The following is an 11,950-nucleotide window of genomic DNA, read 5'->3' on the forward strand; positions in this document are numbered from 1 at the left end:
ATCACGAGGATGCCGACGGCATGGATCCGGAGTGACACAGCCGATGGACGTCCGACATGCTGGAGGGGTTCCCCTGGACCATGCGTCCGTCCCGTGGAGCGCTGGTCGAGGCCTCACCGGGCGCGGCCGGGCCACGGTGCTGCCTGGCTCGCACCACCCTCGCCCTGCCGACCGCTGACCGGTCCGAGGCGTACGCCACGGGGGCCGGGCGCTCTTTTCTCGGGAGAGACTCCGGCGCCACCGAAGGTGCGGCACGGCGGACCGCTGGAGCCAACGAGCAGCCGACAGCTGGGACCTACGATCGGCCGGTGGAGAAGAGCAGCGACCTGACTCCCGCTCCGCTTTCGGGCCGTCTTCTGGGCCGTCTTCTGGGCCGTCTTCTGGGGAGTCATCGCCGCTGTCCTGGCGCTGGCCGTCGCGGCGAGCGTCCTCGCCGCGGTCCTCCACAGCCTGGGGCAGCCCGTCTCCGGTTGAGCGCGTCCAGGTCGTGTCCGGAGGGCTGGAGCCGTCAGGACCAGTGCTCGGCCTCCGCCAGGCCACTTCGCTGCCCGGGACGAAGGGACGTCCGCGATCCAGACGCTGGTCCCCGATCGAGTCACGACGCTGCGCGCCCACATGCGGACCGCATCTTGGGGATAGACAGAGGAGGTCGCCGGTACGGCCTCCGGCCCGGTGACACTCTCGGGCGATGACCCACCGGTGCGCCACGGCCCTGCGCGGACTGGTCACTCTGGTGCTCGGCGTGCTGGCGCTGTGGGCGCTTCCAGGAGGCGGGCAACTGACGTTCGCAGGCACCGTGCTGGCCGGGACGGCGCTCCTCGGTCTCGTCACCTGGCGCGGTCGCGCGCTCTGGTACGTCCTCGGAGCCGGTCTGGTCGTCGCCGGTCTGTTCCTAGGACTCAAGGACGGGCCGTTCGGTGCCGCGACCACTGGCTACTGCGGCTCGCTCTTCTCGCCGGGCCGCAGCGCCGCCGACGATGCTCCACGCGGCACCTACGTCCGCTGTGAGGAAACCCGTCGAGAACGCCTGCCCATCGTTGCCGGGCTCGGCCTCTTGGCGGTTGCTGCACTCGCTGCGTCCGCTCACCAGCCCGAGATCCACCACCCCCGGCATGCGTCGCGCCGGACACGACCCGGACCCGTTCGCCGCCTGTCCGGCGGGAGGTGAGGGATGCGGCCGCGTGGGCGCCTGGTGGCACCTCGACGCAGGCGCCTCGTCCGCTCAGGGCCTACCGCGCCGTCGCAGGACGGGCCAGGCACCTCCGGTGGCATGACCAGCCGCCCCACGTTGAACGGGCGGGCATCGGGTGAGCACGCGGGTCGCTGTGCACCTCGTGAGGAGGGCACGCGCGGGCGAACGGGGGTCGGCTGGATCCGGTCCCGCCCGACGGAGACGCACGACGTCGCGGGTCCTGCTTCCGCGAGGTCCTCGGGCCCAGGGAACGGAGCCGCTCATGGCCGTCGTCCCTGGAACGGTCGTCGTCCTCGCGTCGAGCTTCGGGATCGACTGGTACGGGTCGTCGCGCCTTGTGCGCGCTCGAGGCGAACCAGGACCACGACACCAGGTCCCTCACGCCATCCGAGGCAGCCGACGCGGCCATGCTGAACCGTGCGCGCACCGACGGATGTCTCAGCTGTCCTGCGCACGTCGAGGAGCACCCCGCGCATCCGCGGTGACAGTCGTGCTCCAGCCATGCTCATCGGCACCGGGCGCCACGGGTGCGGCCGGGAAGGCGCCAGCGCTGACGTGCCGGGCGAGAGGCAGCGGCGTGGATAGTGGCGTCGGTCCACCGCTGTGCGGCTGGCGACCGCCTCGCTCGCGGTCACCCCGGAGCCGTACGACGAAGCGCTCCTCGCGGCGGGACGACTCACGACGCGAACCGTCCCTGACCTGCGTCTCCGCGAGTCGGGGCGGTTCCTCGGTCGGGTTACAGGATTTGAACCCGCGACCCCTTGTGCAAGGGCGACGGGACCAAGACGCGCGCCGTCTTCGCCCATCTTTGCTCTGACCTGCGGAAACAGCACGCGAGGCACCCGCTACGAATGACGGGACAGGACGTGACCTGCTCGCTCTCGTCGGAATAGGCGGTGAATATGGGGCATGCCGAGAGGTGGCTCGAGCATCCTCGGCCGACCCCGAGCGGACCTGAGGATTCTGCCGCCGTGTGACGGCTACGAGTGCCAATGCCGCCGGCCAGGATGGGACGGCCGCTAGGAGGCCCGCCAGTAGTCAACCCATGCCGCGCGACCTTGTGCGAGAAGGGCGTCGGTCCGCGACCACCCCGAGTTCGAGTCGGCCGAGGGGGGTGCGCTGCGTTCCCCGCGCGCTTGGTGTGCCACGCACGCGAGCCGGGTGAGCGGCTCGCACCCTGGGCAGGCCGGATGACTCGCCACCTAAACGGACGAGGCCCGACACCCCCGGCGGTGTGGCCGCGCATTCCGGGACCGTGGCCCGGACGACCATCGTCTCGACACCCCCGGCAGGCACCATCACAGCCGCCTGCTCACAGGCCGAGGATCCGGCGGAAACCTCTGTCGACGTCACCTCCACCGGCTCCGGTCCAAGACTTCGTCGTGGGCCACGTCAGGCAAGATGCACCTACTCCTGAGGCGACCGACAGATGCCACGGCCATAGTTCGCCTGCCTCACCTGCGAAGCCCATCATTGGCCCGCCCTTCGAACCTCGCCCGACCCGGTTGGTCGAGCTCTTGGTGCGCACCCTGCATCAAGCATCAAGCCACCGACAATTGGCGTCTGAGCTGCTTCACCCGCGTCCAACCACCGCCTGTCAGCGACGGTGCGAGCGTCCGTCCGCACATGTCGAAGAGAGGACGCCCTCACCCTTCTCGGGTGAGGCCGCCTCGGACGTCCTTCGTGATGCTCAATGGCACCGCGACAGGTGGTCGCGGAGGATCGTCAGGAGGTTCCCGTGGCCGAGGTTCAGCGTCAGGTGCTGCCGATTCCGGATCAGAGGCACGTCGGGCTGACGACATACGTAAGTACGGACCCGGACACGTCCTACGCGCCGATCGCTCCGGTGCGACCGCCAACGGGTGCGCCCAACGTGCTGGTGATCTTGCTCGACGACGTCGGGTTCGGCGCATCGAGCGCGTTCGGCGGACCTTGCGAGACCCCGACCGCCGATCGGCTCGCCGGCGGCGGGCTCCGCTACTCCCGGTTCCACACCACCGCCTTGTGCTCCCCGACCCGTGCCGCCCTGCTGTCAGGTCGCAATCACCACGCAGTCGGGATGGGTGCCATCACGGAGATGGCCACCTCTGCTCCGGGGTACAACTCGCTGCGTCCGAACACGTGCGCACCAATGCCGGAGATGTTGCGGCTCAACGGCTACTCGACCGCCCAGTTCGGCAAGTGCCACGAGGTTCCGGTCTTTGAGTCGAGTCCGGTCGGGCCCTTCGACCACTGGCCGAACCCCGGGGGTGGCTTTGAGTACTTCTACGGCTTCATCGGTGGGGAGAACAACCAGTGGTATCCCGCGCTCTACGAGCAGACCACCCCGGTCGAGCCGTGGGGTACACCTGAAGAGGGCTACCACTTGATGGACGACCTGGCCGACAAGGCAATCGGGTGGATCCGGCAGCAGAAGTCGATGGCCCCGGACAAGCCGTTCTTCGCCTATGTGGCCCCCGGCGCGACTCACGCCCCGCACCACGTCCCCCAGGAGTGGATCGAGAAGTACCGCGGCAGGTTCGACCACGGCTGGGACGCGGTCCGCGACGAGACATTCGCCCGCCAGAAGGAGCTCGGCGTAATCCCCGCCGACGCGGACCTCACCGACCGCCCGGAGGAGATCCCGGCCTGGGAGGACACCGACCCGGCGCTGCGGCCGGTACTCGCGCGACAGATGGAGGTCTACGCCGCGTTCCTCTCGTATGCCGACCACCACGTCGGGCGGGTCATCGACGCCATTGCGGAACTGGGGATCCTCGAGGACACGCTGGTGTACTACATCATTGGCGACAACGGAGCCTCTGGCGAAGGCACTCTCAACGGGACCACCAACGAGATCATGGTCTCCGAGGCGCCCGATCTCGCCACCCCCCAGTGGCTCGTCGAGCGGGTCGACGACCTCGGCACCCCGCGCGCCTACAACCACTACGCCGTCGGGTGGGCGCACGCCATGGACACGCCCTACCAGTGGACCAAGCAGGTCGCCTCGCACTTCGGCGGCACCCGCAACGGCACTATCGTGCATTGGCCGAGCGGTATCGATGCGAGTGGCGAGGTCCGCGACCAGTTCCACCATGTCGTCGACGTCGCTCCGACCATCCTCGACGCCGCCGGGCTGCCGTTCCCGACTGCCGTCAACGGTGTCGCGCAAGAGCCATTTCATGGCGTTTCGATGACCTACAGCTTCGACGAGGCCGCCGCAGCCGACCGACACACCACCCAGTACTTCGAGATGATGTGCAACCGCGGCATCTACCACCAGGGCTGGACCGCCGTGACCAAGCACGCGATCCCGTGGGAGTTCTCCGGACGTTCCGAGGACATCGAAGCTGATGTGTGGGAGCTCTACGACACCAACACCGACTGGACCCAGGCCCACGACCTGGCCGAGCAGATGCCCGACAAGCTCGCCCAGCTGCAGCGGCTGTTCCTGATCGAAGCGACCAAGTACAACGTCCTTCCGCTCGAGCCGCGGTTCGCCGAACGGTTCAACCCCGAGCTCGCGGGCCGACCCAACCCGGTGCCTGGGAACTCCCAGCTGCTCTTCGGCGGCATGCACCGACTGCAGGAAAACGTCGTCATCAACACCAAGAACAAGTCCCACTCGGTCACCGCGGAACTCGCCGTCCCCGAGGACGGGGCCGGCGGCGTGATCATCGCCCAGGGCGGATCCACAGGCGGCTGGGCGCTCTACGCCCATCAGGGCAAACTGCGCTACGGCTACAACTCCACCGGGGCCCGGACCTACTACGTCGGCAGTGATGCACCCCTTCCGGCCGGCAAGCATCAGGTCCGCATGGAGTTCGCCTACGACGGCGACGGCATTGGCAGGGGCGGTGACGTCACCCTCTACATCGACGGCGACCAAGTGGGCCAAGGCCGGGTCGACCGCACACACTGGGGCATCTTCTCCATGGACGAAACCACCGAAGTCGGCTCCGACGCCGGCTCACCCGTGGTGGACGAATACGGACCCAGCGGCAACCACTTCACCGGCTCCGTCACGTGGGTCCAAATCGACATCGGCGATGCCTCCACCGACGAAGACCACCTCATCAACCCCAGAGAACGGCTCCGCATCGCCATGACCAAGCAGTAGCCCAACAGATACCGCCGGAACCGGCTCAGCAGAGCGCCGACACCAACATCTCGACGGGTCTCAGCGAGGACCGATTCGAGAACGAAGCACCCGGATCTGCCGCGACTAGCGCAGTCCGGACCAAGTGACCGGATCTACCGATGAGCGGATGGCTCGTGCGCGGTTGCGGACTACTCCGCGGCGGAGGCGTCGTCTGCTGGTGAGCGACCCACTCGTGTGAGCCGCCAGCCCCGCAGGACAAGCGGCGATCCCTTGCTACCCAGCGTCTCCAGCAGTTCGTCGCACGCGCTCCCCGAGCGGGATGCGTCGTAGAACGCCCCTACAGAGCCTGCGAGCCAACTGTCATGAGGGACGAAGTACGCCCACTCGGTCGGGCCGAAAGCGAGCACCTCTTTCTGTTTTTCTCCGTGGAACCTGACGATGACCCACGACTCATCGGCATGGACCCACGCAACTCCCGAAAAGCACTCCAGGAGGTCGCGCCAGTACGCCTCCTGAACGTCCCCGGAGGTCTCGTCCATTGCCGCACACACGAGCGGCGGTATGCGCGTGCTGCCGCTCGCTGTCGTCCGTCGCCGCTGCTTCAGTGCCGGACGCGCCGCCTGCGTGGGACTGCGTTAGCCGTACGGTCATGCTGCGATCGGGGCACTCCGGGCGAAGTGCTGCGGATGGACGAGACCGAAGGGGCCGAACTCGCCCAAGCGCACGCTCGTACCACCGACCCTGCCGCCATCAAAGCCGTCACCGCGCACGCGCAAGGATGGTGCGCCGCCGTCGTCCTTCTAGCACGAGCTGTCGCCGCCACACCCGACCCAGCAGCCGCGGCCCGCCGCTACGCCGGCGTCGACTCACGCGTCGCAGACCTTGTCGCCAGCGAGGTCTTCTCCGCCCTCCGTCGCCGCGAACGCCACCTGCTCCTCTGCGTAGGACACGAAGGCCAAGTGGCAGTCTCAACAGCACGACACCTCTCCCACGATCCCCGCGCAGGAGAGATCCTCGACGACCTCGAGACAACCGGCCTGCTCATCACCCGCATCCGCGCCGCCGACGCCCTCGCAGACCCCCACAGCACCCTCATCGCGCCTGCTGTTCCCGGTGCCGCCGGGATCAGCGCAGCCGACAACAGCGACGACCCGCAGTACCGCATCCACCCCATGCTCGCCGAAGTGATCCGACGACGCATGGTCGCTGGCGGAGTCGACGTCTCCCAAGCCCGCGCCACCGTCACCCGCGCCGTGTGGCTGGACATCGAACGCGGCGAGACCCGTCATGCCTTCGACCGCTTGGTCACCGTCGGCGAGTTCGACAACGCCGCCCGCTTCCTCGCCAGTCACGGAACGAGCATGGTGATGAGAGGTCAAGGGGCCGCTATCGAAGCCTTCACCCGCGCCCACCCCGACGTCGTCTCCGCCCACCCGGACACCTGGTTCCCCATTGCAGTCGAACGCTGGATCGCCGACGACATCACCGGCGCCCGGCACTGGATGGATCGATTTCTTGCTGCCCAGGACCATCCGACCCGTCCGGCTTCCTCCCACCCCGGCGCGGTGGAGAGCGACACCGAGGGGCGGCTCGCGTGCATCCGACTCATGCGGAGCCGCCTCGGCCTCGAACCCATCAGTGCCGCCATCGGGCACGCCCGCCAGGTCGTCATCCGCTCCCACCGCGACAGTGTGAACGGCGAGGTCATGCCGCAATTGCTCACCGAGCTCGGCATCACCCAGAACTGGACCGGCGACCTCACCCATGCACACGTCAACCTCAGCACAGCCGTCGCGCTGTGCCGTACCCGTGATCTCCCCGCCCTAGCGGTCTCAGCGGCCAGCCACCTCGCCATGACCGAGTACCTCGCCGGACGGGAGCGATCTGCTCGCGAAGTCGCCAACCAAGCGGTCGCCATGATCAGACCGACCGCTGGCCAGACCGGGTGGCGGCCGCAATTCGCCCACGCCCGCGCTGGCATCGTCGCCCTTTTCGCCACGCTGGTCGACCTGCCCTGGGAAGCCGCGGCTGACACTCCCGCCATGACCCGCACCGAAGCCGACGACACTGCGACCGACCAGGGAGCCACCGCGGCAGCACCTGCGACCCCGGTGCACGCCGCAGACCTCTGCACCCGGTTCTGGATACGCATGCGCGACGCCCGGCTCGCACTCCTCAACGGATCTGCGCTGCGGGCCGATCAGATCCTTCAGACGCCGCTCGAGCTGCCAACCGGACTGGACCAACTTCCCGACCACCTCCAAGTCGTCACACTCATCGAGCGGTCGTTCCTCGCCAGCCTCTCAAGCGACGCCGAGACCCTCAAAGCCCTCGAGGCCAACCTGCTCGCGCTCGACGCGCTAGGCGAAGGGTCGCTGGTGGCGGGACTCAGAGCTGAACTCTCCGGAGACCTGCGCCGGGCTGCGGCCCTGTTCGCCGCAGCGACCGGTGACACCGCCTATGCGCAACCGGCAAGCCGGGAACTCGCGCTCGTCTGCGAAGCGCAGGTCCTTGACGCGCTCGGTGACCCCGAGGGCGCTCTACGCCGCCTGACCACCGCAACCGCCGCGACCGCCACCCGCCGCAACGCCGTGCCCTTCCTCGGGTGGACCCGCCACGGCACCCCCATCGCGGTCCTCCTGCAACGCCTCGCCGAGCACTCGGCCTCATGCTGGGTCCACGAGCTCGCCGCCGCAGCCGCCCGCCAACCCGACGTCACCACCATCTACGCCCCCCACACCGCATCTCCCCGCGAACGGACAACCACAACTGCATCACGCGTGCTCCCGACGCTGAGCCCCCGCGAACGAGACGTACTGCACGAGCTCGCGCGCGGCGCAACCTACGCCGACATCGCCGCGCACCTCTTCGTCTCCGAGAACACCGTCAAGACCCACGTCTCCAGCCTCTACGCCAAGTTGGCCGTCAGCCGTCGCAGCGAAGCCCTTGCCGTCGCGCGCTCGCTGCACCTCCTCTGACCGCCTGTCGCGTCGAAGCGACGTCAGGCGCCGACGAAGCCGGGCGCGGGCCGTCCGGCTGTCCGGTGACGACCTCCCAGCAGCTGGCGCGGTCCTTCCGCAGGACGGTCGTGGGCGCGGTCCTCGACGTGCCACAGCGTTCGACGCGCACTACTGAGCGGCTTCCGCGGGCCGGCCCCCGCACGGTGCCGGCCCGGCGACCACACGCGACTCACCAGCCGCCGGCCATCAAATCCAACACGGCCTGTGCAACCAGCCACGCCAGCGCGCCGCAGACCCCCGCGACCAGCGCAGTCAACGCCAGGACCGCCATCAGTCCCTCGACGATCAGACGCCGCCGAGCAGGATCGCCGGAGCGCCCTCGCGGTCCGCGACCAGGTGCCAGGACCGGGTGGGCCTGACCGTCGGCGGGAGTCGGCTCGCCCCGCGTCGTCGATGCCGCGGCTTCCCCCGGGACCACGAGCTCGCCCGGCTCAAGGCCGGTCAGGTACGCGCCCCGACGCCACCCCATCCGCAAGCGAGACGACACCTGATCCACCGACATCCCTGCTCCTAGCGCTTGCCACGGGTTACCCATGGGACCCGCAGCGCCACGGCACCGTCCCAGCCGGTCACCGAGACCGCACGGCGGGTAGGGGGATCAGCGTGGCTGCGGGCGGCCTCGGGCGGGGCCACCCGAAACAGGCGAGGCGTCACCGGAACCGTGCATCGAGGCTGGTGGCGCAACGGGCCGAGCACCGAACGCTGCACAGCACGCACATGACGCGACCGCCCGTACCGTCGTACCGCCCGCCGGAGGCCGCTGTGACCCAACCCGAGCCCACCGCCCACCCCCACCCCGGGGCCCGGGACACCACCGCCTTCGAGCCAGGCGCCACCTCCGGCCTCCCACGCCTCGCCGACCACTGGGGTCTCGTCCTTGCCTACGGTCTGATCACCGTCATCGTCGGCGTCATCCTCGGCGTCTGGCCCGACGAGACCCTCGAGGTCTGCGCAATCTTGATCGCCATCCAATTCCTCGTCTCGGGGCTGCTACGAGTCGCCTCCGCGCTCACCGCCACCTCGATGGAGGGCGGTGTGCGAGCGCTTCTGGGCTTTTCCGGCGCACTCGCCGTCATCGTCGGCCTGCTGTGTCTACGCGACCCGCTGCAGACCGTCCTCGCCATCTACCTGCTGCTCGGAGTGTGGTGGCTCATCTCGGGTGTCATCGACATCATCAGCGCCGTCATCTCTCCGGTGCATGGCCGCCGCGCCTGGGACCTCGCCGCTGGTGCCGTCAGCGTCGCCGCAGGCGCCTTCCTCCTGATCTACCCCGACTTGTCACTCGACCTGTTCGTGTTGCTCGCGTGCGGCTGGCTCCTGCTGAGCGGCCTCTTCGCCATCTTCGCTGCCGTCGCGCTTCGAGCCGCCGGGCAGACCTCCACCAGACCAGCTCGACTCCAACCCCCAGAGGCCGCGACCAGCTGATCCACGCCGCGCCTGAGCAGACGAAAGGGCCCAGCGCCATGGAGTGGCTGCGCAACCCGCGGCTCCACGAGGTGTCCACGCCGGGCGCCGACAGCCCCGTTCACCTGACCGACAGCCGCAGGCCGGCCTCGATGAGCCCCGCGCGGTGGCTGCGGTTGTCGGGCGTTCTGAGTGCCATCCTTCTGCTCTACTTCACCCTCCCCGTGCGATCAGACCCTCCCATCCAAACCGCCTTCCGCGCAGCCCTCGCCCTCGTCGTCCTCGTCGTGCTCGCGGCCGGCCTCGTGACGCAGCTGCGGCTCGCCGCCCGCGACGGCGACCGGCGCGTCGACGGACTCGCTGCAGCCATCGCGACCGTCCTGGTCGTCTTCGCCTACGGCTTCTATGCCCTCGAGGTGCATCGCCCTGACCAAGTCAACGGTCTGAGCACCCGTCTCGACGCCCTGTACTTCACAGCGTCGACGATGCTGACCGTCGGATACGGCGACGTGCACGCCGCCGGGCAAGCTGCGCGCCTGATGGTGCTGGTGCAGATGGTCTTCGACGTCGTCTTCGTCGCTGCCGCAGCAGCGCTCCTGACGTCTCGCGTCCGTCGCGCAGCCGCCGAGCACGTCGGCCCCACGCCTTCACCGCAGGTGACCCCTACCAGCACCCATCCCCCGGGTCGCCAATACGGACCCCCGTCCGGCGGTCCGCCGGACCTCACCGAGTAAGACCAACCTGCTCCGCCATCAGGCTGCGGACGGCTTCACCTGTTCGCGCGGGACTCCCGGGTGCGCGGCCCTGACCGTCCACGAGGCACAGCTCCAACGCCGGCCCCGCACGGCTCCGACGCATGCCCGGCACCGGCACGACCTGTTGGTCGCGACAGCCCGCACGCCGCATTCGGGGCGCGAGAGTCAGGCCTGCGCCTTTCCCAACCCCGGGCAGTCGGGGACTGTCCTTTCGCCCAGGACGGCGCTGGTGCCACCACGACGGCCCGTCTGCGTCACCCGGCACGGGTCACACACCGGAACCCGACGTGAGAAGTGCTGTCTCTGACTCCCTGGCCCTGCCGGGCTGCTGGCCGGTACCTGCGGCAGTAGTGGGGAGAACACAGGTGGGAGCCCCCCTTCGTCACCATCCGATCCTGCTCGGTCACCGACGCCCGGGCCTCACCCGGCACAGGTCGCTGATGGCCGCCGCAGCAGGAACCGGACACGGGTCGGTCCTGCTGCGGCGGCGCACCCAACCCGACCGGCGTCGCGGCACCCACGCTGCTCGCCCGCCTGCCGTCAGAGCTCGGGAGAAGCGACGGCGACGCGGGGGCGACGAGGTCGCGGTGGTCGGGCGTCCAAGGCGTGCGGGTCCACTCCCACACGTTGCCGATCATGTCGAACAGGCCATATCCGTTCGGCGGGTACGACGCGACTGGGCTGGTGCGGTGGTGGCCGCGCCGGTCGTTGCTTCGCCACGGGAACGGTCCTTGCCAGGTGTTGGCCAGAACATCCCCACCCGGATCCAGCTCCTCGCCCCAAGCGAAGCTGGCCCCGACGAGGCCGCCGCGGGCGGCGTGCTCCCACTCCGCCTCGGTAGGAAGATCCTGGCCCGCCCACAGGGCGTAGGCCAAGGCGTCCTCCCACCCGACGTGGACGACTGGATGGTCTGCGATCTGCGACCAGTGCTCCACCTGAGGACCCGGCCACCGTCGGCTCTCCTGCTCCTCGTCACCGTGGGGATGACGCCACTGAGCGCCCGGTTGCCACCGCCACCACTGCGTCCAGTCATGCAGCGGCACTGGACCGGGCGGCTGCGTGAACACCTGCGAACCTGCAACCAGCAGCTCGGGATCGGCACCAGGAAAGTCGCCCGGGTCAAGGTCTCGCTCCGCGACCGTGACGTAACCGGTCTCAGCTACGAACACGGCGAACTGCGCATTCGTGACCGGGTGAGGAGCCCACCACACGTCACCCACCTCAGCCTCGACCACAGGCCGCTCCTCGGCGTAGAAACGGTCACTCCCGATCAGTCCCAGCCCGCCCCGCACCAGGATCATGTCCGCGTCCATCTCCGCGTCCGCGGCTGCATGCTGGCGCGTTGACTGCCCATGACACGGCGCTGAGACGCCTGTGGTCCGCGCAGTGTCCCTGCCCTCCAGCCGGTCGCCAACGAGCTTCTCGGTCATCTTGGTCCTCCCGGCTCACATCGCCGCCCACTGCTGCATTCACCAGCCAGCCCGCCTGGGCGCTGCGG

At 69.1% G+C, this 11,950-nt stretch carries 8 protein-coding genes; 5 read left to right on the plus strand and 3 right to left on the minus strand.

What is annotated here, in order from left to right:
* Positions 1-688: 688 nt before the first annotated feature.
* On the plus strand, positions 689-1,168 hold the full coding sequence (locus tag AB0N29_RS07370) for a hypothetical protein (protein WP_364865367.1): 480 nt from the start codon (positions 689-691) through the stop codon (positions 1,166-1,168).
* A gap of 1,762 nt (positions 1,169-2,930) precedes the next feature.
* The gene (locus tag AB0N29_RS07375) at positions 2,931-5,291 is read left to right on the plus strand and encodes an arylsulfatase (RefSeq protein WP_364865370.1); all 2,361 of its coding nucleotides are present in this window, start codon (positions 2,931-2,933) and stop codon (positions 5,289-5,291) included.
* A 170-nt stretch (positions 5,292-5,461) separates the two neighbouring features.
* Here AB0N29_RS07375 and AB0N29_RS07380 read toward each other — a convergent pair whose 3' ends face one another.
* A complete protein-coding gene (locus AB0N29_RS07380; RefSeq protein ID WP_364865373.1) occupies positions 5,462-5,812 on the minus strand; it encodes a hypothetical protein in 351 nt (116 codons plus the stop codon).
* A gap of 147 nt (positions 5,813-5,959) precedes the next feature.
* Here AB0N29_RS07380 and AB0N29_RS07385 point away from each other — a divergent pair, with 147 nt between their 5' ends.
* The gene (locus AB0N29_RS07385; protein ID WP_364865375.1) at positions 5,960-8,251 is read left to right on the plus strand and encodes a helix-turn-helix transcriptional regulator; all 2,292 of its coding nucleotides are present in this window, start codon (positions 5,960-5,962) and stop codon (positions 8,249-8,251) included.
* A gap of 211 nt (positions 8,252-8,462) precedes the next feature.
* On the opposite strand, the gene AB0N29_RS07390 is transcribed toward AB0N29_RS07385, so the two are convergent.
* The gene (locus AB0N29_RS07390; RefSeq protein WP_364865377.1) at positions 8,463-8,795 is read right to left on the minus strand and encodes a hypothetical protein; all 333 of its coding nucleotides are present in this window, start codon (positions 8,793-8,795) and stop codon (positions 8,463-8,465) included.
* A 260-nt stretch (positions 8,796-9,055) separates the two neighbouring features.
* Between AB0N29_RS07390 and AB0N29_RS07395 the strand changes: the two genes are divergently transcribed.
* Both AB0N29_RS07395 and AB0N29_RS07400 read left to right on the plus strand, forming a co-directional pair.
* A complete protein-coding gene (locus AB0N29_RS07395) occupies positions 9,056-9,718 on the plus strand; it encodes a DUF308 domain-containing protein (RefSeq protein ID WP_364865379.1) in 663 nt (220 codons plus the stop codon).
* A 38-nt stretch (positions 9,719-9,756) separates the two neighbouring features.
* Positions 9,757-10,431, plus strand: coding sequence for a potassium channel family protein (locus AB0N29_RS07400; RefSeq protein WP_364865381.1), 675 nt, complete (start codon positions 9,757-9,759; stop codon positions 10,429-10,431).
* Between the two features lie 275 nt (positions 10,432-10,706).
* On the opposite strand, the gene AB0N29_RS07405 is transcribed toward AB0N29_RS07400, so the two are convergent.
* Positions 10,707-11,882: an SUMF1/EgtB/PvdO family nonheme iron enzyme gene (locus tag AB0N29_RS07405; RefSeq protein ID WP_364865383.1), complete on the minus strand. Its 1,176-nt coding sequence runs from the start codon at positions 11,880-11,882 to the stop codon at positions 10,707-10,709.
* Positions 11,883-11,950 lie beyond the last annotated feature (68 nt).

This window comes from Nocardioides sp. NPDC092400 (assembly GCF_040684155.1).
Lineage (GTDB): Bacteria > Actinomycetota > Actinomycetes > Propionibacteriales > Nocardioidaceae > Nocardioides.

Bases quoted from the DNA above. Each gene is read 5' to 3' on its own strand.
- AB0N29_RS07370 (WP_364865367.1), top strand. From the start codon at position 689: ATGACCCACCGGTGCGCCACGGCCCTGCGCGGACTGGTCACTCTGGTG.
- AB0N29_RS07380 (WP_364865373.1), bottom strand. From the start codon at position 5,812: ATGGACGAGACCTCCGGGGACGTTCAGGAGGCGTACTGGCGCGACCTC.
- AB0N29_RS07385 (WP_364865375.1), top strand. From the start codon at position 5,960: ATGGACGAGACCGAAGGGGCCGAACTCGCCCAAGCGCACGCTCGTACC.
- AB0N29_RS07390 (WP_364865377.1), bottom strand. From the start codon at position 8,795: ATGTCGGTGGATCAGGTGTCGTCTCGCTTGCGGATGGGGTGGCGTCGG.
- AB0N29_RS07400 (WP_364865381.1), top strand. From the start codon at position 9,757: ATGGAGTGGCTGCGCAACCCGCGGCTCCACGAGGTGTCCACGCCGGGC.
- AB0N29_RS07405 (WP_364865383.1), bottom strand. From the start codon at position 11,882: ATGACCGAGAAGCTCGTTGGCGACCGGCTGGAGGGCAGGGACACTGCG.